The sequence below is a fragment of the Hymenobacter qilianensis genome (genome assembly GCF_014489555.1).
GTDB classification, from domain to species: domain Bacteria; phylum Bacteroidota; class Bacteroidia; order Cytophagales; family Hymenobacteraceae; genus Hymenobacter; species Hymenobacter qilianensis.
The window spans coordinates 22,291-47,955 of the sequence record NZ_CP060786.1 but is presented as its reverse complement, the minus strand read 5'-3'; the positions used below and the strand labels follow the sequence as shown (position 1 = coordinate 47,955).

Sequence of the window (25,665 nt, the reverse complement as noted above, 5' to 3'; positions counted from 1 at the left end):
TCTAACTGCCGAAAGCTCCCATCGAGTCGCCGCGATCGCCGCCCACTCACTGGGTCACGCCAGATAGATCCTGCCGGCTCGATAACCAAGGCCCCAAACAGGCCGTGCGCGTTCGTGCCGTCCTCGCCCCCCGAGTAGTTGCCCCCATCGTGGAAGGGAAAAACACCTTCGTGGCGGCATTGCCAGGTGTAAATGCGGGTGCCATGTGGCGGGGTCAGGCTGTGCGGATTCTTCCCCACGTCCGAACCGTCCTGGGTTTTCACCGCATACCCGTCGGCGACTAAGTGCAGGCCGATCCAGCGTTCGGAGATCTTATTGCGCAGCACGACCTGAACTTCGGCTCCGGCCGTGGCGCGTATCACGAGGGGGCGCACCAGGGGATGCACCCGCGCATCTTGATATCTAGTAGGAAGGGGAATTATGCCTAGCTGATGTGCCCGGGGCAACGCCGCGGCGTGCAAAGCCGCTAGGTTCGCCGGCGGAACCATACGGGACCGGGCCTCGAGGTAGCGCAGGACAGGAACATTAGCGGTCAGGGCGAAGAGCAGGCCATTATGATCGTGATCGCCTTCGCGATTGAAATAAATGGTCATCTGCAGGGCCGTGATGTCGTAGGTGAGCGTGGCGACTGAAGGTGAGCCTGCTTTTGGATTGCCCCGGGTAGAATAGATTTCATACTAGCTGGTATAGACAAGTGAATAATGAAGGGATAGCGATATGAATTCGGCGCTTTCTAGAGAATCCCGTGGCTATCCAGCCCCACCGGATAGTGCTTCTCCCCAAAGCGTATGATGGGATAAATTCAAGCTCCTCCGTCATAGTCCGCCCACGTCATAGGAGCGACCGGCTATCAATCGAGAGCTACCTGGGGGTTGCTTAGCGGAGGGAATAAGGAGTTGTGCCTAGTAGTGCTATTTGCTGCCGTCAGGCTTTAGAAGCGCGGACGCAGAGCGAGCCACCACCGGTAAAGTCCTGCTGTTGTCCTTTACCTCGTAGCTGGGGCAAGCCGGAAGGGCTTGCAGGGCTCACAACTACCGCGTAAATACCTCATACTCCCCATAGCAGCGTAGAAGCGGAAGCAACCTGCCGCGCCGTTGGGGTAATTTGCACTAGAGGTGTGGTGACGGGGTAGAGAACGGAGCGAGTCAGCGTTTAAGCGTACATCAATATACAGAGCTAATTGTATACATGCAAAGAAAACTTGAATTTATGCAATTGCAGTGCATAAGGTCCCTTTGTCATCAATAGGATCCATAACGCCGCCCACCTCGGACCTTATCTGTGAACTTGCCTTTCTGCTAGCTATTTTAAACGCAGTGCGCATGAAGTCTTGAAAACTTTCGCCAGCTATTCCGCCTTTCTTATCCCTCCCTGCCAATCTACCACATGGAAGTTCAGCCTTCTCCCACCAACCGCCAACGGGCCGAGCGTGGGCAGGCCCTTTGATTGCGATGGCCTTTATTCCCGCCGCCGCCTTGATCGGGGCCGGGCTGGCCGTGGGACGCCTAGATATGGCGCTCGAAGGGCTGGAGTGGTATTTATTTCGCGATACTGGAGTTCCCGCATTCCAGTCGCGGCTACGTCCTCAGCGACGGTTCCCCGAGTGGTCCCGTTACCCGTTGCGTGCCGGCTGTCCGCGTATTCCCCGGAGGAGAGAAGCAGAGCCAAAAGAGAGGCCAACTAGTCATTTCAGAAAGAATTAGGTGGGTACCTTTCCGAACCCGACTTGCTGAACCCATACGTTACCCCCTCTGCTACGCCCGCTTCTCCACCCTCGACCAGAACGGGGACACCCCACTCGATAGCTTGACCACGGCGGGGCGTGCCCGTATTGTCCACGATGATCCTATGTCTTCCTTAGGATCCCACTCCCTGGCTGGTGTTTGGGGCGAAACATAGGGACGATAACGGGGCCTTATCGCACCCAACCTATCTCCCTGATAAAAGCGCAGGAGCCGCGTTTTACGCGCTTCATTTGCCTAGGATGGAAGAAGAACTGTACTAGCGAGCTTTTCATCCCCAAGAGATAAGTCAGTGAGGTCCACGTAGCAGGCGTAATCTTCTAGATCGGCCTTGCTGGTAAAGGTGCGCACCCGCTTGATCAACTCGTTGGCGACGTGATCGTAGGACAGTTCCACGAAAAAGCCGGCTGGCAGGTGGTATAAGCCCACGGTATCTTCCTCCTCATAGCGGGTGGCCAGGTAGGTGCCTTCCTGCCAGACCACCTGGGCTTGCTCGGAGAAGGGAAGGCCTAAGAAGGTAGTATGGGCGGTAGGCATCATGGGTGGCGTTAAACAGGGGCAGCGCTAGCAAGGTCCGTATCTACCTTGCCCTGATAGCTAAGAGGATCCTAATCGTATACTTAAGGTAGCCAGCGCTAGCTAGGTACTGTTTGGCATAGGACTTAAATGCCATGCTTTGCAGGGTTTAATCATCTCGGCGCACGTCGCCCCGTCGGTGGCCTTCGCCTCGTCCTCGGTGACGGTTGACCTAACGGTGGGGTAGTCGAATTCCACCGCCCTGTGGTGGGACGGAAGGAGCCGGCGACACGCCGGGCGAAAGTTATCGGCGGATCCCTCGTCGCCGACTCGCTTCCTCCACAGCGGGCTGTTCCGGCGTCAGCGCAGTTGTTTTTCCCTTAAGGCTTTCTTTCAACTGGTCGTTCCAGTCAGAAGCCCGCGACTTTTCCAAATCCATCTTCACGCTCATCGGGTAGCTTTGCATCAGGGCCCGGTTGAAAAACTCGAGGGCCTCTACTCGTTTCGGGATGTGAAACTGATAGCGGTTGTCGGCTTCTTTCCCGGCCAGGATCAACTCGCTGTGCAACGTGTGGGTCGGGGGCGCATGGCGGCCGGCCAACTGGAAATACCCTTCCGTTATCTGCTGATTATAGTTTTTCGTCTGCTCGTGTAGCTTGCGGAAGTAGGGCTCCTGATCCGAGTGGATGGTTACCGTTAGTTGGCCAGGCAAGCTGCGCTCGATATGCATCGGCGTGGACACGTGCGCCAGGCCCGTAATCAGCTGGGTATCGAACACATGACCCGCCACATTATTGTCGAAGGCGGGCTTCACCGTCTTTAGGTTCTGGTTGGTAATGAGCCGCCGGATTTCGACCACCTGGTTATCGGTCAGCTGGCCCGACGTGGAGGCGTACATCGTGTTGGTGGGTTGCTTGAGCTGATAGTGCGAGAGGGCGTCAAAGGCGCTCTCCGTCACCAAGAGAGTGTTGGTCTTCGGGCCACTGTTCGAGAGCCACAAAGCCGATGAATTTAGCGAATCAGCGGCCTGGGCCATGGGGCCATGGGCCTTGATTTCCAGCCCGACAATCTTGTCATTGTACACCTGCGGAAAGGCCGTATTGATAAACTTGTAGGGCTGGCCGGTCTTACTGACGCCCTCGTGCACGTGGTTCAGGATGCGCCCCTCAAAACAGCCGTTGCTGAGCGTCTCATTGGTCAGCCCTCGGGCATTCAGGTAGCTCGTATCCGTGAGCGGAGCCGTCTTCAGCAGGAAGTCGGGCACGTACTGATCCCCGCGCTGCACCGGGGCAATTGCCTGCTGCAACTGCGGACTCGTCTTGCGCTGGGAGGCTGGTAGGCTGAGGAAGCGCCGGGCATTATCCATGACGCTGCCCCAGATACTCTTGCCACTGCTGGCTTGAATGCCCGCAATGCGGGGGTTTTCCAGCCGGTTTTTCAGGAAGTCAATGACACTGCCCTTGTCGCGGTCGTCGGCGCGGTTGAAATACAGGTAGTCGCCGGAAGGGGCTTTGTACACAATCACCTGGTCCAGCTTCGCCTTGCCGCGATAATCAAAGGTGTGGAACTTGCCCTGGTCGAGGGCGGGGCCGCTTAGCTGGCGGTGGTGCTCGTAGCCGAGCGTCAGGACTAAATCGACCAAGTTAATCGCCTGCTTGACCTGGTCGAACGTGAGTTCAGGTTCACGGGGCGTCTGCATGGACAACGAGAAAACGGGACTGCTGCATTATTGCGGTGTGTGTATGTGCGTGGGTAGTGGACTGGGGCGGGGTACTCCTTACTGTAAGAAGAAAATCAGCTCCCGGAAGGCCTGGAAACTGATTTTCGCAAAACTAGCAGATTTACATTCTCATTTTGGGGTGGGGGGCCACTGGTTCCACCTTTTCGGCTGGCTGTTGCGCTACGTGCGGCTGGACGTCGCGGAAGCTAAGCGTCCGCTTGACGGGGTCGAGCACGACCGTCGCGTCGAACAACTGGCTTTTTTGGTTGGTCATCCCCGTTACTTTCGTCGGGTAGCCCCCAGGAGCTGCTGGTTCTGCTGCGGGCTCAGCACAACGCCCAGCAGCTCTTTAGGCACCGCGATACCCTCCCGGCGCACGGCGACCACTCGGTTCATTTCCTGGTCAATGGCCACGTAGGCGGCAAAGGTCTGCCCTTTGCCATCGCGGAAGCCCTCGCTCAGCGGTACCACGCCGTGCGTGGTCAGCTGCTCTTTCATGGCCGGCGTGATCTCCTTGCCTAGAATCTGCTCGGGAATGACTAGTTGCTGTTTGGGCAAATCAAATTGCAGGCTAGGCGCGCCCGCCGCGTCGCGCCGCATGATCAGCTTGGCGGCAAAGGGTACGGGTTCCCCGTGCGCATCGTGCAGGGAGAAGGACGAGAGTAGGTCGGTTTTCTGCCCACTCAGCAGCTTCTGCAACTGCCCTGACTGCTCCAACTCCTCTACCTTCACCCCCATTTTCTCCAGCAGCGGCAGCGGTAAATCCTCCCTCGTGAAACCTGCCCGGACAGGAGCCATTCCTAGCTGGTTTTCCTGGTAGAGGGCCTTAGCTTTTTGCAGGACTTCCGGCGCGAGTAGCGAGGTAGGCTTTGCCGCTGGCGACTGCTCTCCGGCCGCGGGCTTAGCCGTGGGTACCGGTATCTGAGCTGGGGCCGGCTGCTGCGCTCCAGCAGCGGCAGTGAGAGACGGCCGTACTAGGTTTACAGGGGGCCTCTCGCCGGGCTTCCCTACGGCCTTCTGGGCCTGGCTGAAGTTGTCGGCAAAGTTGCTGACGAAGCTCACGATTACGCCATCGCGAAGGGTGATGCTGAGCAGCCCCGCCCCGGCCAGCGCCAGGCCCGCCTTCCGCAGGTTCTGGGCCTGGGGCAGCTTCTGCAATGTAGGGTCTTTGTCCATAACGTCCCAGATGTTCTGGAGTACCTGGCTTACTGATTCGCCCTTCAGGGCATCGCCCGGGGTGGCCTGCCGCGGGGCCCCGACGGCTAGGGCAATCACGTGGGCGGCCTGCTCGAGCTGGGTGGCCTCGGCTTCTTTGCCCCGCTGCCGGAGGGCAGCGGCCACGGGCTGGGCGTTTTTGATGAATTCATCCCGCGTTTCCTCGACGTTGAGAACGGCGGGTTTTTTCGGGACCGCTGCTGGCCCTACGGCTTGGGGAACGGGCTGCTCTCCAGCACCGGACTTTGGTTCGGCTTGCTCAGACATATCGCTGTTTGTTAATGAGTTACACCACCTGACGCCACCCTGGGGCCAGCCTTAGCAAATATAACAATTCACGCCTGCGATATTGGTATTTTAGATATTGCTTTCTAAAATAACTGATTATCTTACTAAAGCAAAGTTACAAGTCGCTACGCTTCCAGCGCCTTAAACGCCGTATCTATCTCTCTCTCAATCGATTGACGTAAATACTGGAATTGATTTGCCACACTTCGCATATCAACGGTTTTGACATCCTCTTCCAGACGCTTTTTGGAGACACTCGCATTATCGGGCAGAATGATCCAGTTGAGGTTATAGCCCCGGCGGTAGAAGAAAAGTAGATACGAAATGAAGATTTCAATGCCTCCGGCCCCGCTACGCTCCATCTGGCCGACCATATTCTGGGTCAAACCGGTTTCCTCGGCCACCATCGCGATCGTCCACTTCTTCTCCCCTGGACCCGCGATCTCGTCCCGCAGGGCAGCCAGCCTTCTACCAATTAATTTTTTATTCATGCTTTTGCCTTCGCCTTTTTGGTGTGGAGTAAGTGCTGCAAGTTGGGATCACTGGCAATCCTTTCCAATTCCGTCTTCACAATGGCCGCAATGTCGTCCTTGATGGCCTTATAATTCGCCCGGATAACCTGCTCCGTGGTATCCTCCCCGTCGTCGGGTCGACGAAGCTGGTGATGTCGGGAATGTCGGCATAGGCCGCTTCCTGTTGCTTTGTTTTCGCTACATCGACCAGAATTTTGGCGTGAAACACCTTCTGGTTTATCTCTTCGCCGAAATTGTCGGCCACGGCGCCCACGAAGGTGCCTTGGCTCAGGCCGGCAATCGTGCTGGCGGGAATCATGCTATCGAGCTGGGTGGCCAGGGTGTAACTCGTGTCGCGGCTGTTGCTGGTCAGCGACTGCCGCTGCTGCACGATACGGCCGAAACGCTTGCTCAGGGCCTCGGCACTCTCCCCCGTAACCTGGCCCGAGAGCACGTTGCCGATGGTATTTTGAATCACGGAAGATTCGGCCTTGCCGTAATCGCGGTCCAGCTGGCTCTTATCCTGAATGCCCAGGCAAGTAGAAACCTTGTTACTACGGGCCGTGGCGATCAGCTTATCCAATCCTTTGAAGTAGATGGTAGGCAGCTCGTCAATGATTAGGGAGGCTTTAAGCTTGCCCTTCTGGTTAACCAGCTTGACGAGGCGCGCATTATACAGCCCCAGGGCAGCGCCGTAAATGACTTCCCGGTTCGGGTTGTTGCCCACGCACAAGACCTTGGGCTCGGCGGGGTTGTTGATATCCAGGGTGAAATCGTTGCCACTCATCACCCAGTAGAGCTGGGGCGAGGCCAGCCGCGAAAGCGGGATGCGCGCTGAGGCAATTTGGCCCTCCAACTGCTCCATCGCGTCGCCCTGGTAGGCACTGATAAAAGGTCGCACGTAGTTTTCGATCTCGGGATACGAGGCCAGAATCGGGAACATTTCCTGGTACTCGCGGCCCAGAAACTCGATCACGTGGGGGAACGTGCAGTACTTGCCATTTTCATAGAGCTTGAGAAACCAGATGATGGCCGCCACAAAGTTGATGGGTGACTCGACGAAGAACTCGCCCTGCTTCTCAATCCACTTTTTGTTTAGGTTAAGCATGATGGTAGCGGCACTCTCGTAGGCATCCACGATGTCGGTCATCATCGCGGGTAAGAGGGGATTGCAGCGGTGGCTTTTGCGCGGGTCATCGAAGTTGATCACGTAGAAGCGCACCGGTTGCTTGTACTTGTCCTGGTGCTTGAGCAGCTCATTATACACGATGCGGCTCAGATCATCGAACTTGAAATCATACACGTACATCGCAAAGCCCTTCGATAGGTGCTGCTTGATGAACTGGTTGATAATGGCGAAGGACTTCCCCGAGCCGGGTGTGCCATACACCACCGTCCCGCGAAACGGATTCACGATATTGACCCAGCCCTGGTGCTGCTTGCCCTTCAGTTGGTACGACGTGGGCAGGTTCACGGAAAACTCGTTCTCCAGCTTTCTTTCTTCCTGGGGGAACGTCTCGTTTTCCGAGTTGAAAATATCCCGCATCAGGTTCATCTTCAGGAGGCGACTAATCAAGTTGCCGGCCCGGAGTAGGAGCAGAAAGCCGACGGCCGTGGTGCTACTATACAGGGCCGTGAGCACCGCCGGTGAGTAGGCCAGCTCCAAGAGCAGCCCACTCCCAAAGAATAGCGCCGCCCCCACCACTAAGCTACCCACAATGGGCGTCCAGGTGTGGCCCTCTTTGGGCCGACCACGCGTACCCAGGCACGAAAGGGCCAAGAATACTGCGGCCGCCAGCTTCGTCACGTAGGGGGCGTGAAACAGGGCCGTTTTCGTGCTGAACCGGGTCAGTAGCTGACCCGACCAGGCGGCCGTCAGGTGCTGCTCGGCAAAGAAGCCGTAGCAGTAGTAGTAGACGTGCATCAGCACGAGCAGCACGCTGAGCAGGCGCATGAAGTCCATGATCTTCCGAAGGCCTCTTTCGTCTTCCATGATGGGTTAAGATTAGTAGGTAATAGGGAGAAAAGCAGGTAGCGATAAGGCTTAATAACTTGACTGTTAGTTTTTCATCCACTTGGACGAAAACCCTACAGCTTGGGTCGCCGACGGCGGCGGCGTGTTTCGTTCTCGTTGCGCTCGGCATCATCGATGGTGGGGCCACCGATGGCGGGGCCGGACTCGTCACTTACCCGGATGAGGTTACCTGCTATCTCATCTTTTGACGTGGTCAGGGCTAGGCCCACTCTCTGGCCACTAGTGAAGTCCACCGCCTGGTTACGAGTGCGCAAAGCCTCGGACCCGAAGGGGCGAAAGTGGTCGCGCAGCTGTTTGGCTTTGATGCCCACTTCTGTACCCTTCACGCTGCTTTCCTGATAGTGGAAGCTGGTGCCTACCAAGACGCCCTTGGCGTCGCGCTTGAGCACCACCGCTATCTGCTGCGCTTGCAGTCGGGCTACTAACTGGTCAATCGTGCGGATGCTGGCGTACAGCAGAGCGGCCATCAGCTGCTCGCGCACGTAGCCGCGGGCTTCTTCCTTCCGTGGATCCACGTCTTTGGTCGTGACCCGGCGCTCGGGTAAGGGCTTCATGCCCAGCTGCTCCCGGATCTGGCGCGTGGCCTTCACATTGCGGGCATAGTTCTGGGCTGTGTCAAGGGCGGCCCCACCATCGGTGGGCACTCGGTTGATATAAATATGAACGTGTGGGTGGTCCTTATCCTTGTGCTCGTAGACCGCGACCTGGTGCCGTTCCAGGCTGGCCCCCATCAACTCACAGTAGAGCGCGGCAGCCTGCAACTTTTGCTCCTGGTTTACCTTCTCCCCGGGCGCCCATGATAAGACCGTATGCCAGACTGGCTTCTGCGTGCGAGCGCTCAAGGCGGCCACCTTCTGCATTTCGGCGGCGATACCGGCCGCGTCATGGCTACCAATATTAGCCACGCTGATCAGTTCCGCTTGCTTATTGGTCCGGTCCGAGCGCAGGCCTGCGCCATACTCCAGCGCGCCGCTAAAGTCATTTCCGGTAACTGTCTTGGCGATCATTTGAGCGTTTCCAGTAACCGGGTGAGGAGCTCATTCAGTGTTTCGACGCTGGCACCACCGAGCTTGCCCGCGTTGGCTAGGCGGGTAAGCTGATTCAAATTGTTGCCGGCTGTGCTGATTTGGCGGCGCAAATCGGGTGGAATCAATTCTACTATGGGCTTATCCAATGCAGCCCGGCGGCAGTATTCGGAGAAGGACAAGCCAGCCTTCGCCGCCTTCTTTTCAATCGCTTTCACTTCGGCCGTCGTGACCCGGAAGCGTTTCACCTTCTCCTTATTGGCCCGTGTTTCCAGCGGATTCTGCTCTAACTCTTCCATGGTTTCAGACTATGGTGGACGCTGGTGGCACGACAAGGAGAAATAGCTTGCGTCAAATTCTCCGGTTGACTTTGGAGGTACTTACCCGCAGGGTTTGTGGCTACAAAGTCATGGCTTGCTGACCAACATTGAACATATAGGAAAGCTAATTTTATGAGAAAAGTCCCTCTTGGAAAAACAACAAATTTCTACCTAGCTGAACCCAGCTGAATCAGCAGTCCATAGGCACTACCAGACCGGATTTTGATTGCCTGTTACCCCTATTGATAGTTTGATAGTCTGATAAATATTTGGTTTGATAGTTTGAAAAATAACTAGTCTGATAAGTCAATAGTCTGATAACTAATTACACTGATAGTTGAACATTCAGTTTGATAGCTATCCATCTACCTAGTGATTTAACCCACTAGCATCCTATGCCTATAGCTGCGCAACTATTTCCAAAACCAACAAATCGAATATACTATAAAATCGTTTTTTACAATTTTAAATAAATATTTGTTGGTTTATTCAACTACAATTATAAATTTGTAAACAGCGAAGGAATTACATGCTTTCTTCGCTAAGTGCTGCCGGTTGTCGCGTCCCTTCTCCCCCTACTCTTCCTTGTCTACAATGAGCACGACCAAGTTCATATCGATCTCATCCCAGAAGGGGGGTGTGGGCAAAACAACGGTCAACATCCTGGCCGCCTCCCTCTTTCACTTCCTGGGGAAGGAGAAAGTAGCCGTCATTGACTGCGACTATCCGCAGCATTCCCTGGAGGGGCTACGCGAGAAAGAGCTAGCCCAACTGCAGGCCAATCCGACGAAAGCTACTGATTTTCAGGCCCTGGGTATTCAGGCGTACCCTATCGTGGGCTGTCAGGTACTTGAGGCCCTGGACGTGGCAAAGGAAATGGAGGGGCAATTCGACCTGGTATTCATCGACACGCCGGGCACCATCAACGTGCCGGGCTTGGTGGAGCTGTGGCAGCAGCTGGACTACGTGTTCATGCCCCTGGAAGCCGACGTGTTGAGTGTCGAGGCCACTCTGCCCTTTGCCGCGGCCCTGGAGGCCTTCGCTAAGGGCCAGCCCGGCAGCCGGCTGAAGCAATACTATGCCTTCTGGAACAAGCACGTGAAGAGCGAGAAGCAGGAGTTCTACCGGCGCACGGAAGAGCTGTTTGCCCAGCAGAATATTCCCTTCCTGACTACCCGTCTGGAGCAAAGCGTTAACTATAAAAAGGAGGGCATGCGCTCGACTATGTTCCCCTTGTCCAAGGAGTTTATGCACTTGGGTATCAGCGGTCTGATTCAGGAAATGGCGCAGATCATCTTTGCCGCCGAAGCCCCGGCAAAGGCTACCCTAGCACCGAGGCAAGCAAGGCCCGTTAATTTTTAACTTCTATGGCCAAGTCTGCTGCCCCCGACGTGAACGCCTTTGTCAGTTCGTTTGCCCGCCACCGTCAACCCGCCGCGCCTGAAACCGATTCCGCTCCCGAGTCCGAACCTGCTATGCAAGCTCTACCCGCGCCCGACAGTGCCCCTGAAATAGCCCCTGCTGCCTCCAGCCTGAAGGTGGAGCGCCCGGAAGAGGCAGAACGAAAGGGGAGAAAAGAGCTGCCCCCGGCTGAGCAAGCCGGCCGGGCTGACTACCCCGAAAGCTTTCTTTATCGGGGCCGCGAGAAGAAGAATAAGGCGGTGTATATCACCGAGGATGCTCATCGCACCCTGAGCGCGATCAGCCAGGCCAGCGATAATATCCCGCTGGCTGATTTGCTCGCCAATATCATCACTCACCACTTTGAAACCTTTGGTCCGGACATTCGCGCCTTCCTGGCGGAGCAGGAAAAGAAGAATAGGAAGCGCCTGCTGATCTAACCTCCCCCTGACCTATTGCTTAAGTTACTGATTTACATACCCCTAAAACAGGGGTGCTAGCCACCGCTTTGCCCCTATTTATTCTATATCGCTACCGCTATGTTTAAAATGATCACGTGGTCCCAGTTCTTCGGGACAATGGCCGTCCTGCTCGTCGTGTACTACGCGTACGTGGCACTGGTCTATTACCGGGCAGAAGTACTAGACCTGTTCACGGGCCAAAAGGACAAAGCAGCCGGCGCCCAGGCGTTGCCTACGCCCCCTGCCTCGCTGCTCAACCGGGGGCCCTTACTTCCGAAAGCGGCCGTCGTGCTTCCCACTCCCGCTGACCTCGCTCCCGCCAACGAAGAGGCCCCACCAGCTACGGAAGCGGTCACCGATGAGCCAGGCGAAGAGTTGGGAGAAGAAACCGTGGTGAAGGTGTCGGCTTTGGCTCCCGACCAGGCCGAAGATGAAGCTCAACAAGAGATCAACGAAGCAACCGACGAAGAGCCCCAGCAAAATCAAGGAAATGATTATGGCAATAAAGAAAATTCTATTATTAGAAATTCCATTAATCTTGCAGAAGCCGAATCGGACGATTTAGCCCCTCCCTTGCCAGTGGGAGTGCAAGGGACGGTGGAAGTGTTTGAAGAGAATTTTACGGTCAGTGTGAGCCAGCTCAACAACGTTTTTGAGCGCGCCGCGGCCGGAGAGGTCACCCAGCAGCAGCTGACGAAGGAAGTACCCGCGCTGGCGGGCACCCAGGTCCTCGAAGCTTTCTACCAACGGAGTAAAAAGAGCGCCCAGCAACTTACCGCTGCAACCTATATCGAGGTGGCGGAGCCCGCTTAGAACTAACGTTTTTAGTAGCCTTGTTCGTCTTTTCTTTCCCTCATTTCACCCTCTACTCTTACCACCATGATTACCAAACCCTCCCTCTTTCAATCCCGCCGTTCTCTCCTTGCGAAGGTCCAGGCGCTCGGTACCGCGCTGCTCGTCCTGGCCATGGCTACCAGCTCGCTCGCCCAGGGCAATGGGGCGGCCGGTATCCAGGAAGCCACGGCCCAGGTCACGAGCTACTTTGAGCCTGCTACGACGTTGATCTACGCCATCGGCGCCGTGGTAGGCCTGGTGGGCGCCGTCAAGGTGTTCAGCAAGTGGAACTCGGGCGACCAGGACACGCAGAAGGTGGCCACCTCCTGGTTCGGCAGCTGCATCTTCCTGGTGGTGGTGGCCACGGTGCTGCGCGCCTTCTTCTTATAGGGCCATGGGCCACTACCCGCTGAATAAGGGCGTCAACAAGCCCGTCGAATTCAAGGGCCTGGTGGGCAGCCGCTACATTTTACTGCTGCTCGGCGGGCTCGGCGGCGTGTTTCTGGGCTTCATTGCCCTGCACGTGGCCGGCCTGAGCTCTTACCTGACCCTGCCCCTGGCCATGGGGGCGGGTTTGCGTGGGTAACCCGGGTGTTTGCCCTGAGTGCCCGGTACGGCGAGCACGGGGCCATGAAGCAGCAGGCCAAAAGCCGGCAGCCCCTGCGCATTGTGAATCGCAACCCGCGCCATTTTAAAGAGTTATCGCGCCCATGAGCCATCTCCTGCTTCCCTCGGCGACGCTGGAGCAGAAGCAGCCCATCTACAAAGTAGAATCGGGCTGCCTGATCAGCAAGAACGCCGACGTCACGGTGGCCTACCGGCTGGAGCTACCCGAAATCTTTACGCTCTCACCGAGTGAGTACGAGGCACTGCACGCCGTATTCGTGAAGGCTATTCGCTTGCTGCCCCTCCATACGGTCGTGCACAAGCAGGATTGGTTTGTCGAGGACCAGTATGCTCCGGGCTTTGGGGAGGAACGCTCGCTCCTGTCCCGTTCCTACGAGCGGCACTTTTTCGAGCGACCCTTCCTCCATCACACCTGCTTTCTGTTCCTGACTAAAACGGCCAGCGGCCGGGAAAACTGGAATAGCCTCTCCACCCTGCTCTCGCGGTCGAAAATCGTCCCCAAAGAAATGATGGAGGAGAAGCGGCTGACCACCTTCTTCAACGCCGTTAGCCAGTTCGTGCGTCTGCTAGCGGACGCCGGTATCTCGTTTACCCAGCTGACGGATGCGGACCTTTGCGGTACGGAAACCACCACCGGCCTGCTGGAAAAGTATCTCGCGCTGGATCTGCGCGACGTGGCACCCCTGGTCGATCTCGACTTCAGTGAGGGCCTACACGTGGGCAGCAAGGTTTGTCAGTGCTACTCGCTGGGCAACCTGGATGATTTGCCCCAGCACCTGGAAACGGATGTGCGGTACGAGAAGCTCAGCACCGACCGCACCCCCTTTGCCGTGGGCTTTGCCGCGCCGGTCGGGCTGCTGCTGGGCTGCAATCACATTTACAACCAGTACCTGTTTGTCGATGATCACCACAAGACGCTGAAGACCTTCGAGAAGAAGCGCGACAACCTCAACGCGCTCGCGCTGTATTCGCGCCAGAATGCCATCCACAAGGAGTTTTATGACTTGTACCTGAACCAGGCGGTGTCGGAACAAAAGCTCTCCGTGCGGGCCCACGCCAATGTGCTGGTATGGTGCGAGCAGGAAGGGGACCCGAAGCAGTTGCGCGACCTGACCAGCTCGGCCATTGCCCAGATGAACTGCAAGCCGCGCGAAAACACGGTCGATATCGGCGCCCTGTTCTGGGCCGGCATTCCGGGTAACGCCGGGGACTTCCCCAGCGAGGAGACCTTCTACACGTTTGCCGAGCAAGCCTGCTGCTTGTGGAACGTGGAAACCAACTACCGCAGCTCCCCAGCCCCTTCGGCATCAAGCTCTCGGACCGCATCAGTGGGAAGCCCGTGCACGTGGACTTGTCGGATGCCCCCATGAAAACGGGCCTGATCACCAACCGCAACAAGTTCGTGCTGGGCCCCTCGGGCTCGGGCAAGTCGTTCTTCACCAACGGCCTGGTGCGCCAGTACCACGAGCAGGGCACCCATGTGCTCTTGGTCGATACCGGCAATTCTTACAAGGGACTATGTGAACTGAAGAAGGGGGTCTACTTCACCTACGAGGAACACAACCCGATCAGCTTCAACCCCTTTTATGTCGTGGGCAAGCCCGACGTGGAAAAGCGCGAGAGCCTGAAAACGCTGCTCGTCACGCTCTGGAAGCGGGAGGATGAGCGGGTGAGTCAGTCGGAGTATGTTTCGCTCTCCACCGCCCTCACCCACTACTACCTTCTGCTGAGCACCACGCCCCGCGTACGGGCCAGCTTCAACACGTTTTACGAATTCCTGCAGCAGGAATTCAAAGCCTACCTGGCCACCGAGAAGGTGCGCGAAAAGGACTTCGACCTCGATAACTTCCTCTACGTGCTGCGGCCCTTCTACCGTGGTGGGGAATACGATTACCTGCTCAACTCGGACAAGGACCTAAACCTAATTCAGGAAAGCTTCATCGTCTTCGAGTTGGATAACATCAAGGACCATCCGATCCTGTTTCCGGTGGTGACGCTCATCATCATGGATACGTTCCTGGCTAAGATGCGACAGCTCAAGGGGGTGCGTAAGATGATCCTGATCGAGGAAGCGTGGAAAGCCATTGCCAAAGCGGGCATGGCCGAGTACATCAAGTACCTGTTCAAGACCGTCCGCAAGTTCTTCGGCGAGGCCATCGTGGTGACCCAGGAGGTCGATGATATTATCGGCAACCCGATTGTGAAGGACACCATCCTCAACAATTCGGACTGTAAGATTCTGCTCGACCAGCGCAAGTTTCTCAACCGCTTTGATGACATTCAACAACTGATGGGCCTGACCGAGAAGGAAAAGGCCCAGGTGCTGAGCATCAACCTCGACAACCGGCCGGGCGCCAAGTACAAGGAAGTGTTTATCAGCCTGGGCGGGCGCGTCTCGAAAGTGTACGGGGTGGAAGTATCGCTCGAGGAGTATGTGACCTATACGACGGAGGAAACTGAGAAAATGCGCCTCTTCCAAAAGGTTGACTCTGGTTTGGACATGCCCTCGGCTATCCGGTCTACTGCCCAGGAGCTGCGCGAGGCCGGCTAAAACCAACGGTCCGAAAAAGTACGCCATTTTATAACCCACCCCTTATGAAAGCAACCTATCTGATCGCTCTATCCAGCCTACTGTTATTCCCTAGCTGCGGGCAAGATGCCGCCTCGAAGGAAGCCGAGGCCCGCGTTGTCGCCTCCATTCAGCAGACCCTGGGCACCACGAATACCAGCTACGTCAAGGAGGTGCATACCTGGTACCAAAGTGATGTACCCAATCTGATCAAGCTTAATCCCAAGACGGAGACTATCTATCAGACGCATGCAGCCATCCTGCAGGAGGTCGCTACGCAGGAGCCCAAGCTAACGGCTAATAAGATCCTGACCCCGAACAGGCAGAAGGCATTCGGGCTAAGTACAAACAACTTTCGGAAGAAAGCGCGGCCCGGGTGCAGGAGCTCTCGGCCCTGGCCACCAGCAAAACCACGATGAGCGAAGCCGACCAACTGAAGTACGTATCGGAACTGGCCGACAAGCAGACCCGGCACCTGGCCTTGGTGCGGTACTACACGAAAAGGACAGCCAACACGATTGCCCAAAAGGAGCGCCAGGCGACGACGAAGCGCCTGATGATGCAAGAGTTCGGGCACTACTAATCGACTCTAACCTACACAGTTTCTAACACTAGTCAGGGTATGAAAAAGACACAGATACTGCTGTGCGTGGCCGCGCTTTGCCTGTTGGGCACGCCCGCCGCGCACGCCCAGGCCGTCGTATCGGCCCCCATTCTGGAGGGTACCAACTTCATCCAGACGGGCCTTCAAGCCACCCTTAAAGCCTTGAGCACGAGAGCGAATACGCTCGTCAACAACGGCGTGGTGGAGCAGGTGCTGACCAAAGGCTTTACCGAAAAGAACATGCTACTGGCTAAGCAGTGGTACGATGGCTTGCTGCAGGTCAGCCAGACGGTGCGCACCTACCGGCGGGTGCAGCACATCTTCGAGCGGCAGGCGGCCATCATCACCATCTACTCCAACTACATCGGGCGTTTCAAGGCAGATCCGAACCTGACCCCGGCGCAGGTAGCCGGCATGGTCCGCGGCTATACCACCTTGATTCAGGAATCGGCCGGCTACCTGGATGAGCTGACGGCCATTGTCTCTCCTCTCCAGGCCAAGATGACTGACGCGGAACGTCTGGAACTGATTGATGCCCTTGACGACAAGGTGACCCACCAGTATGAGCTGGTCAGCTACTTCACCCGCCGCAACCTGGCTATCTCGATGCAGCAGGGCCAGGCCCAGCAGGATCGGCAGATCCTCAAACAACTTTACGGCCTGGCCAACTAAGCAGCATGAGAAAGCTCTTTACGCTTCTGGCCTTGGGGGCCTGACCCTACTCACGCGGCCGGCGCAGGCGCAGTTCGTGGTCACCATGCCCATTGCCGAAAAGCAGGCCACTAAGCAGGCGACTCATCAAGGGTTTATCACCACCCTGCGGGGTATTGGGAATACCATCGTCAAGAAAGGCACCAGCACCCAGGCCGTCATCAAGCAGCTCACGGATCAGACGGCCGCCATGCACGAGGAATGGTACGACGGGTTACTGAAGATCAATTCGGTGGTGCGCGACTATCAGCGCGTGCAAACAATCTGGTCCTATCAGGAGCGTATTCTGACGCTCTACACGCAGAATATGACCCAGCTGCGGCAGAACCCCTATCTGACGCCGGCCCAGGTGCAGGGCATGGCGCGGGGATATACTGTGCTCATGAGCGAGAACGTGGCCCTGCTCGACGATCTGACCGTCATTCTTACCCCCGACGCGGCGAAGATGACGGATGCCCAGCGCCTGAAGTTCATCAACAAGCTCTCGGATAAGGTAGTCCACCAGTATCAGCTGGTTTCCTATTTCACGGCCCGCAATCAGGCTATTGCTGCCCAGCAAAGTCGTGCGGCCAAAGACACGCAAGTACTCAAGAAGCTCTACGGGCTCCCCAACTAACAATGGTTATGTATCTGCTCTCTATCCTGCTCCAGGTATCCATACCAGTTGAATCACTCAACCAGCTGCTCGACAACCTGTACAATGAAATGCTGCCCCTGTGCGCCGACCTGATCAACGTGGGCCGGGCACTGGGGGCTTGGGGCCCTGGTGTACATTGCCAGCAAAGTGTGGCGTAGTATCGCGGAGGCCGAGCCCATCGACGTTTTTCCCCTGCTGCGGCCCTTCGCTATTGGTCTCGTAATTACGTTTTTCCCGACGATGCTGGGCGCGCTCAACGGGGTACTGGGTGGCATTTCTTCGGCCACCAATGCGGTGGTGCGGGGGCAGAACCAAAGCATCATCCAGTTGCAGGAGCGAAAGGAAGCGCTGCTCGCCGCCCACCCCGAGAATGCGGCGTATGCCTCCGATGAGGCCTTCGAGAAGGAACTGGGGGCCAAGGAGGTGTTGGACTTTGGCGGCAAGGCGGCGCTCTACTTCGACCGCTTATCCTACGATGTGCAGAAGAACTTCCGCGAGTGGATGCGCAACGCCTTGGAGCTTCTCCATGATTCGGCGGCGCTCATCATCAACACCATACGCACCTTCTTTCTGATTATCCTATCCATCATCGGCCCGATCAGCTTCGGCTTCGCCATCTGGCCCGGCTTTGAGGGTACGCTGACCAACTGGTTTTCGCGCTACATCAATACTTTTCTGTGGCTGCCCGTGGCCAACATCTTTGGGGCCATCACGGCCAAGATTCAGGTGATGATGCTCAACTCGGATATTGCCCGCCTTCAGAGCGGGGGCGATCTGGAGAAGGCGGATTACGGCTACATGATTTTCCTGGTGATTGCCATTTGCGGCTACCTCACCGTGCCCTCGGTAGCCAACTGGATTGTGGCCGCCAGTGGCATGACCAATATTACCCGCTTTGCCACGCGGGGGGCGGTATGATCGCCAGTGTTGGGGGTAGCATCGCCGGAGCAACCTCCGGCCAGGTGGCTGGGCGAGCCGCAGCCGTCGGGCGGGCCATGGGCACGGTCCCTACTGCTCCCTCAGTGGCCAATTCCACGGGTTATAAAAACACGAATGCCTAACCACCCTTAGCCTCTACGACTATGTTCCGCTCCCTGAAGAATATTGATTCGGCCTACCAGCAGACCAAGACGCTGGCTTTGCTGTTCATGCTGCTCTGCTTCTCCGTGTCGGCCTACGCCATCTACGCGGCCCGCCAAACGGCCCTTGAAGCCCAAGGCCGCATCTACGTGCTCGACCAGGGCTCCCTGCTGGCCGCCGTTTCTCATAATGTCAAAGACAACCGCCCCGTCGAAGCCAAAGACCACGTCAAGCGCTTCCACGAGCTCTTTTTCACCCTCGACCCCGACCCCAAGGCCATCGAGTATAACGTCAAGCAGGCGCTGTTCCTGGCCGACGCGAGCGCCCAGCGCGCCTACGCTAACCTGCGGGAGAGCAGCTACTACAATAACCTGATCCAGGCCAATATCAGCCAGGATATCCGCGTCGATAGCGTGGCCCTGCAAACCAGTGTCTACCCCTACTACGTCCGCTGCTACGCCCAGCAGCGCATCATCCGCGCCTCGACCGTGACCACCCGCCGCTTCGTCTCGGAGTGTTACCTGCGCGACGTCTCGCGCTCGGCGAATAATCCGCACGGCTTTCTGATGGAACGCTGGCGGGCCGTGGAAAACATCGACCTGCGCACCGAGCGCCGCTAAACCCCTACCCTACCGCTCTATGACAACCCCTCCAAAACCCACGCAAGCCTTTCTTCAAAAGCGGCGCTTGCTGCTTTTTATCCCCGTACCCAGCCTTGTCTGCCTGGTCGCGCTCTTCTACCTGGGTGGCGGGGGCCAGGGCGTGCCTTCTGCCGCTGCTGAAGCGGGATCAGGGGACAGTGGCCTCAACCTGTCGCTGCCCTCGGCTGGCCCTAGCAGCTTGTTCGAGGATAAGCTAGCGGCCGCGAAAGCCCCGACGGATAGCTTCCACCGCAACAACCTGACCTTCGCCCCAGTAGAGGAAATAGCGGCGGCCGCTGCCTCCCCGGATGGGCTGAACTACGCCGTAGAACCGGGTCAGTCCGCCCGACGCTACGATCCGAACCACGACCCGAACGTGACGGCCGTGCACAGCCGCATGCAACACTTGCAGCAACAAACCGCCCACGAAGCAGGGTACACTTCCTACACGCAGCGTACGGCGGAACCTTCGCGCTCGGTTGGCGCCGCCAGCTATGCTCCAGCCAGCCCGCGGGATGAGCAGCTAGAGCAAAGCGTACGTGAGCTGGAGCAGCTCAAGCGCGAATACGAGCAGCGCTTACAGGCCCTTAACACGCCGGCCGCCGCGCCGGCTGCCAAGGCTGCCCCCAGTAAATCCAAGCCCCAGCCGTCCGTTGTAGCGGCCGCCCCGGTCTCGGTCGTCAACCGATTAGATAACACTCCGCAGTCCGCGACCCAGGGCAACAGCTTCCATAGCCTGGGGGGCAGCAGTGCTCGCCCTAGCGCAGTGGCCACGGTCAATGCCGTGCCGGCTGTCGTGCATTCGGATCAGGTGGTCGTGCCGGGGCAAACCGTGAAGCTGCGGCTACTCTCGGATGTGCAGCTCGAAGGCCGCGTGATTCCGCAAAACACCGTGGTATATGGCGTCTGCCAGCTCAGTGGCCAGCGCCTGACCATCCAGGTGAGCTCGATTCAATACGAGAACAGCGTGGTGCCCGTGAGCCTGTCAGCCTACGATCTGGACGGCGGGGAGGGGCTCAGCATTCCTGGATCCGTGGACCGGGATATGGCCAAGCAAGGCCTGGCGGCGGGCGCCAGCAGCGCCGATCTGCTGACCATGTCCCCCAGCCTGGGCGCGCAAGCCGCGGGTATTGCCATTCAAACGGGCAAAGCATTATCCAGCCGCAAGATCCGGCTGGTCAAAATCAACCTGAAAGCGAACTATAAACTCCTGCTTCACTAATGAGAAAGTCCCTTTTATCCCTCGCCCTGTTCGCTCTTCTCGGCTCGTCTACCCTGGCCGTAGCCCAGCAAAAACCTAGCGTAGCCCCGCTAAAGCCGCTGATGTACCTGGCCATTGAATCCGAGCACCTGATTGCCTCCTATCACCTGGGCGTGGGTTTCCAGAAAACCACCCACCTGATCTTCCCCACGGCCGTGACCTACGTGGATCTGGGCAGTGGGAGCATCATTGCCGATAAGGCCCAGGGGGCGGAAAACATCGTCAAGGTCAAAGCTAACGCGGCCGGCTTCGCCCAGACCAACATGACCGTGCTCACCTCGGATGGGAAGCTCTACTCCTTCCTAGTCGACTACGAGAAGGACCCGAAGATTATCAATCTCAACTTCGCGGGGGCGGCAGGCAATGGCGCCGGTGGGGCGGCCGTGGGCCTGGCCAGCCAGGCGTCGGCTCCTCGCCATTCCGTGGAAGCGACGGCGGCCGAAGTGAGCGGCAAAAAGCGGACGCTGCGCCGGCGCCGCATGGCCAAAGATGATATGATGCTCAGCTTGCACGGGCTGTATACCGCCGATGATCTGTTCTACTTCCAGTTATCGATGCTGAACAAGTCAAACATCGGCTACGATATCGACTTCCTCAAATTCACCGTGCGCGACAAGAAACAAGTGAAGCGCACGGCCATGCAGGAATCGGAGTTAGCCCCGCGTTACGTGTACAATAGTCAGCTGAGCGGGATACCGGGTACCAGGCAACTGGAGCGGGTGTACGTGGTGCCCAAGTTCACCATTCCCGACGACAAGGTGCTGATCGTGGAGCTATTCGAGAAAGGGGGCGGGCGGCACTTGTCGCTCACGATTACGAATCAGGATATCCTGCGGGCGCGGGTGCTCCCCGCCTCGCCAGCAACGGTGGCCACGCGGTAGCCTTGCTCGGTACTACGTGCGACCATCTGCCGCCAAATGCGTATGTTTAGGTATCGCTACCTTCTCTACTGGCACCGATGAGAAAGTTTCTGTTTTTCCTCGCCCTGGCCATTTTCCTCTACAGCCCATACGGTCCCAGCTGGGGCAGTTCGCGGTGAACATGAGCCTTATTGTGGCCTTTTTTAGTTTCATGAGCAAAGCTATTCCCCGCGGCGTCACTACGACGAAGAGGAGGAATACAACTAACGGCCCATGCTCTCCACCTTCGACCCCTTTGTTTTTGCCGCTATCACAGCCGGCTCGTTCGTGCTGAGCTACTTGGGGTGTGCTATCCTGCAGCAGGTTTTTGGCTACCAGATCGGCCGTCGTAAAGACAAAGAATAGCGATGTAATTGTGCATCTACTGTATACAGAAGCCCTAATGCACAGCGCATTGGGGCTTTTTCGATGCTGTACTACTACCTCCACGGTGCTAGCTGCTCTTCAGCCACGTGCGGCAGCTCATGCACCGGGTGCACCGCATCCGTAGTTCCGTTACGGTTTCCGATTTACTGAGCACTTCCTCGTGGGTGTGCAGGGTGGTATCGGCACAGCTTGCGCAGTCGAGCAGCTCGGCATTGTCCAGCATTTCTTCCATAAAGGCGCGCTCGTCCGCATCCATGCTGGTACCGGGTTAGTTGTCATTTCGGGTGACAAGATAAGCAGCGAGAGCTGCGCCCCAGGGTGCAGGCCTATTTCCCCTATTCCAGGCTGTTCGACGACACCCTATGATGAACATAAATCCTTGCGCTGTGGCGCGGCCTTCCGCCGCATGATCTACTTCTACTTTATTGCCCGGAGAACTACGCGTACGAAAAGGGTAATTGCTGCGCGCAATTTCACTGGTGCGGGTTGATTGCCCACCCTTAAAATCACCTAAAAGCTATTGGCTATTCGCGTTGCCAGCGGTTGTTGTGGTTCTATTCTTACCCTCCTTCTCTCCTACTTTTAGCAATGGGTGAACGAAAACCTACATTGGCGGAGAATGAAATCTAATAGTCAACAAAGGCACAAAAAACCGCTTCGCAAACAACGAAACTCATATAACTAACTCATCTATTAATAGTTAGTTTGAAGCTTATGTAAAATGTGTGGCTTCCCTGCGGCTATTATGTTGACCCGATCCCTAAGCTATCGCCGATATAATTACTCTTATTACCATAATTAGCTGCATTCTCATAACTTTATTAATAGTCATATTATTCAGAGTTATAATGATTCTCTACATACTAATAACTCTTGTTATTCTCAGAATTCTGAGAATAACAAGAGTTATTAGTATGTAGAGAATCATAGCTTTGGTAACTATTACAGTAATCCGTAGTATTACGGGTATTCCAAAAATTCACTATGCAAATTATTTCCTTTGCCAACCACAAAGGGGGGTAGGTAAGACGACCTCGACCCTGGCTGTTGCCCAGTGCTTAGCGAGTCAGGGCAAGCAAGTGCTGCTGCTGGATTGTGACGCGCAGTGCAATCTCTCCATGTCTTTCTCGACCACCCATGATAAGCACCTAGGGCACTTGCTGACTGGTCAAAGCAGTTTAGACCAAGTGGTGCAGCAGGTAGGAGCAGGGCTGTACCTAGTTTCTTCCATGCCCAAGCTCCATGATTTGGAGCGTGATCTAGCCGGACAGCCGGGAAGCGACTTTGTGCTGCGAGAGGTGCTGGAATCAGTGGAGGGTATCGACTACTGTTTGATAGATACCCCCCCTAATCTGTACACCCTGACGCATGCTGCGCTTACCGCCAGCAATGCGGTCTTCATTCCTACGCAACCGGAATATTATTCCTTTGAAGGACTCGCCACGCTGCTGGAAACCTGCACGATGATCCGCAAGCGGGTAAACCCTAAGCTCATCTTGGGGGCGTTTTTTTCACCAAATACTCGCCTACCTATCGCAAAAAGCTTCACCATGACATGGTGGGCGTCATGCAGCAACACCCTGAACTAGGGAAGCTGTTGATGCAAACATCGATTCGGGAAAACGTCTCCCTAGCGGAAGCACAAATTCAAAAGGAAAGTGTGTATGACTACGCGCCCAGCAGCAACGGGGCCCGCGATTACTTCTCGCTCACTACTGAAATTCTCTCCCGACTATGAACAAGCCCAAATTCGGCAGCAATTTGCTGTCCGTAAATGAGAAGTTGCGAAGCCTGCAGCCCGAAGAACCAACACCAGCCCCAGAACCAGTGCTAGACCCAGCGCCAGCGTTGGCGGGCGAAGGGGAGAAAGAGCAGGATCCTTGGGTTTCCTTTACCGTGCATATCAAGCGGTCCACCTACATGCAGATCAAGCAGGCGGAATTCTGGGTGTCTGGCTTTGGCGAGATGCGCGAGCATGCGGACATTGCGTGGCAGGAGTATCTGCTGAAGCTGCCGGAATCGCAGAAAGAACTCCCGGAAAAAGTATTGGATAAGTTACTAAAAACCAGCAAAAAACTTCAGCAATAATAGTATTAAAAAGTAATAAAATGCGTTAAAAATTCACGCGCAATATACTTTTTTATACTATTCAAAGCTCACCTTATTTACCGATTAACCTTTGCCAATGCCAAAAACGCTTTGGCGACCTTTTGCAAAACATACTTTACGGGCGTCGGAAATTCTTTAAACAATGTACCTACACGAATCGCCCATTTTAGTTAGTTAGCTGAGCCGACGCCTTTGAGATATTAATTGTAGGAGACCGTTACCTTGGTGAGATAGCTTTTCAAATAGGAAGCCGTTACCTTTTGAGATAGTTTTTTATCTCACTTACCATTCTTAAAAAGCCTGAGACTTATTCCAACTTTTTATATTAGTATTTATTATACTATTAAGGCAGGCATAAGCAATTGATTATAAATTAGTTACAGGCTCCAAACGGGAGGCCGTTACCCTTGAGATAGGAAGCCGTTACCTCTGAGATAGGAGGCCATTACCTCTGAGATAGGAAGCCGTTACCTCTGAGATAGGAGGCCGTTACCTCTGAGATAGGAGATGAGATAATTGTTATTACTATCTAAAATTCCTATTTTAGCCGCTGGTTATCTCCTCAACTTATGGCTAAGAATCAGTATCCGGGTACCACGTTCGAAAAAAGCCGGAATCGTTGGAAGGCGCAAGTGCGCATCAACGGCAAAACCAAGAGCGTAGGCTACTTTGATACGCAGCCCGAAGCCTACGCGGCGGTCGTGGCGGCGAAGCGGGATACGGCCGCGGCCGTCGAACCCGAGCAGCTGCAGCAACCCGAGAGCGCCACCTATCGCTTAGAAATTCAGGACAATCGGCGCACGACCACCGTGGCCCAGAGCAATGTACTGATTGAGCACCCCTGGGCGATGACCCTCCTGGAGGCCCGCATCTTCGTGCTCTTACTGCGCGGACTGCGCCGGGATGAGGCCGACAGCAAACGCATCGTTATCCCCTTATCGGACTTGGTGGGCGATCAGGCTATCGGTGGGCGCGGCTACCAGTACCTGCACGTAGCCATGGATGGGCTGGATGCCATTCGCATCGACCTGCCCATGCCGAATCGCAAGAAAGACTATCACAAAGTGCCCCTGGTACACTCGCTCAAACTCGATAGCGGGCAGGGGACCATTTCTGGTTACTTCTCCAACGATGTTATCCCCTACCTGACCAACCTGACCGAGAACTTCACCCTGGGCCAGGTGGCGGATTTGCTCAGCATCAAGAGCCCGAACACCCACAAGTTCTATTGGATTATGCAAATGTGGAAGTTCAAGAGTCCGCACACGGTGGCGGTCGAAACGCTCCGGGACCTGACCACCGGGGAGGCCTATCCCCAGTTTGCGGATTACCGCAAATATGTACTCAAGCCGTCGCTGGAAGAGCTCAATACCCTCAATTTCGACATCTCTTACATCGAGAAAAAGAAGGGTCGTAGCGTGGACTCCATTGAGTTTCATATTCAGTACAACGGACCTAGCAAGCTCCAGCCCAAACAGCTGCAACTGCAGCTCGGCGACGCGACGCTAGCCGCTTTGCCCCCCCCGAACAATCCCAGCCCGTACCAGTCCTAGCCGACTTTCGCGGCCGGGTGGCTGGCCGCATGCGCAAGTTCAAGCTGGAAGAGTATCAGATTGAGCGCATTCTGACGCTCACGGACAGCGAATTACAGAAGCTCATGAAAGAGACGCATGTACTTCTGAAGGAATACGAAGCGGGCGCCAAAGTATTTGATAATATTGCGGCCACGGCCATGAGCAAAATCAACAACTTATTTCCGCGCCTCTATCCTAAGACCAAGCTAAAGGAGTAGCCTGCACGAGAGCGATGCAAAAAGGTAAGAACGAACTTTCTTTTGCCGCCTAGACGATTAATCAGTGGCTAGGCTCCAATACGGCCCACATTGCTGACACTCGTGGGGGGACCGACAGCTAGTAGAGTCCAAGTAGATTTTTTCTACATTTGTCCTGCGAATACTTTCATTTGACGGGGGCCCTTGGTTGCACAGGGGCTCCCGTTTTGGTTTGTGCTTGTCGAAAAGTAGCCGTTTTATGCTGTTTGTTCCTATCGGGCAACAAGCGAAGGCGTCGGG

26 protein-coding genes and 4 pseudogenes are annotated in these 25,665 nt (G+C 56.1%); 20 read left to right on the top strand and 10 right to left on the bottom strand.

What is annotated here, in order from left to right:
• Nucleotides 1-131 precede the first annotated feature (131 nt).
• Nucleotides 132-488, bottom strand: a pseudogene (locus H9L05_RS27120) (hypothetical protein); the annotation flags it as partial.
• An 861-nt stretch (nt 489-1,349) separates the two neighbouring features.
• Here H9L05_RS27120 and H9L05_RS27115 point away from each other — a divergent pair.
• Nucleotides 1,350-1,703 (top strand): DUF389 domain-containing protein, encoded by a 354-nt coding sequence (locus tag H9L05_RS27115; RefSeq protein WP_373285393.1) that lies wholly within the window; start codon nt 1,350-1,352, stop codon nt 1,701-1,703.
• Nucleotides 1,704-1,979: 276 nt separating this feature from the next.
• Here H9L05_RS27115 and H9L05_RS21975 read toward each other — a convergent pair whose 3' ends face one another.
• The 8 genes and pseudogenes from H9L05_RS21975 to H9L05_RS21940 form a co-directional block, all read right to left on the bottom strand.
• Nucleotides 1,980-2,282, bottom strand: coding sequence for a hypothetical protein (locus H9L05_RS21975; protein WP_187734602.1), 303 nt, complete (start codon nt 2,280-2,282; stop codon nt 1,980-1,982).
• A 280-nt stretch (nt 2,283-2,562) separates the two neighbouring features.
• A complete protein-coding gene (locus tag H9L05_RS21970; RefSeq protein ID WP_187734601.1) occupies nt 2,563-3,957 on the bottom strand; it encodes a toprim domain-containing protein in 1,395 nt (464 codons plus the stop codon).
• Nucleotides 3,958-4,099: 142 nt separating this feature from the next.
• Complete coding sequence (locus H9L05_RS21965) at nt 4,100-4,252, bottom strand: hypothetical protein (protein ID WP_187734600.1); 153 nt, start codon at nt 4,250-4,252, stop codon at nt 4,100-4,102.
• Between the two features lie 5 nt (nt 4,253-4,257).
• The gene (locus tag H9L05_RS21960; protein ID WP_187734599.1) at nt 4,258-5,460 is read right to left on the bottom strand and encodes a DUF4099 domain-containing protein; all 1,203 of its coding nucleotides are present in this window, start codon (nt 5,458-5,460) and stop codon (nt 4,258-4,260) included.
• A 146-nt stretch (nt 5,461-5,606) separates the two neighbouring features.
• Nucleotides 5,607-5,972, bottom strand: coding sequence for a hypothetical protein (locus H9L05_RS21955; protein WP_187734598.1), 366 nt, complete (start codon nt 5,970-5,972; stop codon nt 5,607-5,609).
• Nucleotides 5,969-7,986 (bottom strand): annotated as a pseudogene (gene mobC, locus H9L05_RS21950) (conjugal transfer protein MobC). The gene H9L05_RS21955 and the pseudogene mobC overlap by 4 nt, the downstream one beginning before the upstream one ends.
• A 95-nt stretch (nt 7,987-8,081) precedes the next feature.
• The gene (locus tag H9L05_RS21945; protein ID WP_187734597.1) at nt 8,082-9,035 is read right to left on the bottom strand and encodes a relaxase/mobilization nuclease domain-containing protein; all 954 of its coding nucleotides are present in this window, start codon (nt 9,033-9,035) and stop codon (nt 8,082-8,084) included.
• Nucleotides 9,032-9,352, bottom strand: a complete 321-nt coding sequence (locus H9L05_RS21940) for a plasmid mobilization protein (RefSeq protein ID WP_187734596.1) — start codon at nt 9,350-9,352, stop codon at nt 9,032-9,034. Before H9L05_RS21940 ends, H9L05_RS21945 begins: the two co-directional genes overlap by 4 nt.
• A 615-nt stretch (nt 9,353-9,967) precedes the next feature.
• Here H9L05_RS21940 and H9L05_RS21935 point away from each other — a divergent pair.
• The 15 genes and pseudogenes from H9L05_RS21935 (at nt 9,968) to H9L05_RS25495 (ending at nt 21,464) form a co-directional block, all read left to right on the top strand.
• Nucleotides 9,968-10,735 (top strand): ParA family protein, encoded by a 768-nt coding sequence (locus H9L05_RS21935; RefSeq protein ID WP_188548833.1) that lies wholly within the window; start codon nt 9,968-9,970, stop codon nt 10,733-10,735.
• 5 nt (nt 10,736-10,740) lie between these two features.
• Nucleotides 10,741-11,214, top strand: coding sequence for a DUF3408 domain-containing protein (locus H9L05_RS21930; protein WP_187734594.1), 474 nt, complete (start codon nt 10,741-10,743; stop codon nt 11,212-11,214).
• 108 nt (nt 11,215-11,322) lie between these two features.
• Nucleotides 11,323-12,048, top strand: a complete 726-nt coding sequence (locus H9L05_RS21925) for a hypothetical protein (protein ID WP_187734593.1) — start codon at nt 11,323-11,325, stop codon at nt 12,046-12,048.
• A 66-nt stretch (nt 12,049-12,114) separates the two neighbouring features.
• Nucleotides 12,115-12,459: a DUF4134 domain-containing protein gene (locus H9L05_RS21920; protein WP_187734592.1), complete on the top strand. Its 345-nt coding sequence runs from the start codon at nt 12,115-12,117 to the stop codon at nt 12,457-12,459.
• 4 nt (nt 12,460-12,463) lie between these two features.
• A pseudogene (locus tag H9L05_RS27110) lies at nt 12,464-12,783 on the top strand (DUF4133 domain-containing protein).
• Nucleotides 12,780-15,247, top strand: a pseudogene (locus H9L05_RS21905) (TraG family conjugative transposon ATPase). Before H9L05_RS27110 ends, H9L05_RS21905 begins: the two co-directional pseudogenes overlap by 4 nt.
• Before the next feature lie 394 nt (nt 15,248-15,641).
• Entirely contained in the window at nt 15,642-15,848 is a 207-nt protein-coding gene (locus H9L05_RS21900; RefSeq protein WP_187734589.1) for a hypothetical protein, read from the top strand.
• A 39-nt stretch (nt 15,849-15,887) separates the two neighbouring features.
• Nucleotides 15,888-16,541, top strand: coding sequence for a hypothetical protein (locus tag H9L05_RS21895; protein WP_187734588.1), 654 nt, complete (start codon nt 15,888-15,890; stop codon nt 16,539-16,541).
• A gap of 85 nt (nt 16,542-16,626) precedes the next feature.
• Nucleotides 16,627-17,196, top strand: a complete 570-nt coding sequence (locus H9L05_RS21890; RefSeq protein WP_187734587.1) for a hypothetical protein — start codon at nt 16,627-16,629, stop codon at nt 17,194-17,196.
• An 8-nt stretch (nt 17,197-17,204) separates the two neighbouring features.
• Nucleotides 17,205-17,375 (top strand): hypothetical protein, encoded by a 171-nt coding sequence (locus tag H9L05_RS24460; RefSeq protein WP_223285038.1) that lies wholly within the window; start codon nt 17,205-17,207, stop codon nt 17,373-17,375.
• Nucleotides 17,365-18,135 carry a conjugative transposon protein TraJ gene (traJ, locus tag H9L05_RS21885; protein WP_262892730.1) on the top strand — a complete coding sequence of 257 codons (771 nt, stop codon included), beginning with the start codon at nt 17,365-17,367 and terminating at the stop codon, nt 18,133-18,135. Before H9L05_RS24460 ends, traJ begins: the two co-directional genes overlap by 11 nt.
• A 164-nt stretch (nt 18,136-18,299) precedes the next feature.
• A complete protein-coding gene (gene traK / locus H9L05_RS21880) occupies nt 18,300-18,917 on the top strand; it encodes a conjugative transposon protein TraK (protein ID WP_187734586.1) in 618 nt (205 codons plus the stop codon).
• A 19-nt stretch (nt 18,918-18,936) separates the two neighbouring features.
• Nucleotides 18,937-20,160: a conjugative transposon protein TraM gene (traM, locus tag H9L05_RS21875; RefSeq protein WP_187734585.1), complete on the top strand. Its 1,224-nt coding sequence runs from the start codon at nt 18,937-18,939 to the stop codon at nt 20,158-20,160.
• Nucleotides 20,160-21,080 (top strand): conjugative transposon protein TraN, encoded by a 921-nt coding sequence (gene traN / locus H9L05_RS21870; protein WP_187734584.1) that lies wholly within the window; start codon nt 20,160-20,162, stop codon nt 21,078-21,080. Before traM ends, traN begins: the two co-directional genes overlap by 1 nt.
• A gap of 252 nt (nt 21,081-21,332) precedes the next feature.
• Nucleotides 21,333-21,464 (top strand): hypothetical protein, encoded by a 132-nt coding sequence (locus H9L05_RS25495; protein WP_262891931.1) that lies wholly within the window; start codon nt 21,333-21,335, stop codon nt 21,462-21,464.
• Nucleotides 21,465-21,552: 88 nt separating this feature from the next.
• Here the strand turns inward: H9L05_RS25495 and H9L05_RS21865 are convergent, their stop codons facing one another.
• Nucleotides 21,553-21,741 (bottom strand): hypothetical protein, encoded by a 189-nt coding sequence (locus tag H9L05_RS21865; RefSeq protein WP_187734583.1) that lies wholly within the window; start codon nt 21,739-21,741, stop codon nt 21,553-21,555.
• A gap of 676 nt (nt 21,742-22,417) precedes the next feature.
• On the opposite strand from H9L05_RS21865, the gene H9L05_RS21860 reads away from it, so the two are divergent.
• The 4 genes from H9L05_RS21860 (at nt 22,418) to H9L05_RS21845 (ending at nt 25,386) form a co-directional block, all read left to right on the top strand.
• A complete protein-coding gene (locus H9L05_RS21860; protein ID WP_187734582.1) occupies nt 22,418-23,074 on the top strand; it encodes a ParA family protein in 657 nt (218 codons plus the stop codon).
• A 145-nt stretch (nt 23,075-23,219) separates the two neighbouring features.
• Complete coding sequence (locus H9L05_RS21855) at nt 23,220-23,573, top strand: hypothetical protein (protein ID WP_187734581.1); 354 nt, start codon at nt 23,220-23,222, stop codon at nt 23,571-23,573.
• 590 nt (nt 23,574-24,163) lie between these two features.
• A complete protein-coding gene (locus H9L05_RS21850) occupies nt 24,164-25,147 on the top strand; it encodes a RepB family plasmid replication initiator protein (RefSeq protein ID WP_187734580.1) in 984 nt (327 codons plus the stop codon).
• A gap of 17 nt (nt 25,148-25,164) precedes the next feature.
• Nucleotides 25,165-25,386 (top strand): hypothetical protein, encoded by a 222-nt coding sequence (locus tag H9L05_RS21845; protein WP_187734579.1) that lies wholly within the window; start codon nt 25,165-25,167, stop codon nt 25,384-25,386.
• The last annotated feature ends 279 nt before the right edge of the window (nt 25,387-25,665 follow it).

What these genes read in the sequence shown, in the direction of transcription:
- H9L05_RS21855 (WP_187734581.1), top strand. Translation starts at nt 23,220, where the DNA reads ATGAACAAGCCCAAATTCGGCAGCAATTTGCTGTCCGTAAATGAGAAG.
- H9L05_RS21970 (WP_187734601.1), bottom strand. Translation starts at nt 3,957, where the DNA reads ATGCAGACGCCCCGTGAACCTGAACTCACGTTCGACCAGGTCAAGCAG.
- H9L05_RS21850 (WP_187734580.1), top strand. Translation starts at nt 24,164, where the DNA reads ATGGCTAAGAATCAGTATCCGGGTACCACGTTCGAAAAAAGCCGGAAT.
- H9L05_RS21865 (WP_187734583.1), bottom strand. Translation starts at nt 21,741, where the DNA reads ATGGATGCGGACGAGCGCGCCTTTATGGAAGAAATGCTGGACAATGCC.
- H9L05_RS21930 (WP_187734594.1), top strand. Translation starts at nt 10,741, where the DNA reads ATGGCCAAGTCTGCTGCCCCCGACGTGAACGCCTTTGTCAGTTCGTTT.
- H9L05_RS25495 (WP_262891931.1), top strand. Translation starts at nt 21,333, where the DNA reads ATGCTCTCCACCTTCGACCCCTTTGTTTTTGCCGCTATCACAGCCGGC.
- traM (WP_187734585.1), top strand. Translation starts at nt 18,937, where the DNA reads ATGACAACCCCTCCAAAACCCACGCAAGCCTTTCTTCAAAAGCGGCGC.
- H9L05_RS21890 (WP_187734587.1), top strand. Translation starts at nt 16,627, where the DNA reads ATGCCCATTGCCGAAAAGCAGGCCACTAAGCAGGCGACTCATCAAGGG.
- H9L05_RS21925 (WP_187734593.1), top strand. Translation starts at nt 11,323, where the DNA reads ATGATCACGTGGTCCCAGTTCTTCGGGACAATGGCCGTCCTGCTCGTC.
- H9L05_RS21975 (WP_187734602.1), bottom strand. Translation starts at nt 2,282, where the DNA reads ATGATGCCTACCGCCCATACTACCTTCTTAGGCCTTCCCTTCTCCGAG.
- H9L05_RS21955 (WP_187734598.1), bottom strand. Translation starts at nt 5,972, where the DNA reads ATGAATAAAAAATTAATTGGTAGAAGGCTGGCTGCCCTGCGGGACGAG.
- traK (WP_187734586.1), top strand. Translation starts at nt 18,300, where the DNA reads ATGTTCCGCTCCCTGAAGAATATTGATTCGGCCTACCAGCAGACCAAG.
- H9L05_RS21895 (WP_187734588.1), top strand. Translation starts at nt 15,888, where the DNA reads ATGAAAAAGACACAGATACTGCTGTGCGTGGCCGCGCTTTGCCTGTTG.
- H9L05_RS24460 (WP_223285038.1), top strand. Translation starts at nt 17,205, where the DNA reads ATGTATCTGCTCTCTATCCTGCTCCAGGTATCCATACCAGTTGAATCA.
- H9L05_RS21935 (WP_188548833.1), top strand. Translation starts at nt 9,968, where the DNA reads ATGAGCACGACCAAGTTCATATCGATCTCATCCCAGAAGGGGGGTGTG.
- H9L05_RS21945 (WP_187734597.1), bottom strand. Translation starts at nt 9,035, where the DNA reads ATGATCGCCAAGACAGTTACCGGAAATGACTTTAGCGGCGCGCTGGAG.
- H9L05_RS21920 (WP_187734592.1), top strand. Translation starts at nt 12,115, where the DNA reads ATGATTACCAAACCCTCCCTCTTTCAATCCCGCCGTTCTCTCCTTGCG.
- H9L05_RS21960 (WP_187734599.1), bottom strand. Translation starts at nt 5,460, where the DNA reads ATGTCTGAGCAAGCCGAACCAAAGTCCGGTGCTGGAGAGCAGCCCGTT.
- H9L05_RS21940 (WP_187734596.1), bottom strand. Translation starts at nt 9,352, where the DNA reads ATGGAAGAGTTAGAGCAGAATCCGCTGGAAACACGGGCCAATAAGGAG.
- traN (WP_187734584.1), top strand. Translation starts at nt 20,160, where the DNA reads ATGAGAAAGTCCCTTTTATCCCTCGCCCTGTTCGCTCTTCTCGGCTCG.
- H9L05_RS21965 (WP_187734600.1), bottom strand. Translation starts at nt 4,252, where the DNA reads ATGACCAACCAAAAAAGCCAGTTGTTCGACGCGACGGTCGTGCTCGAC.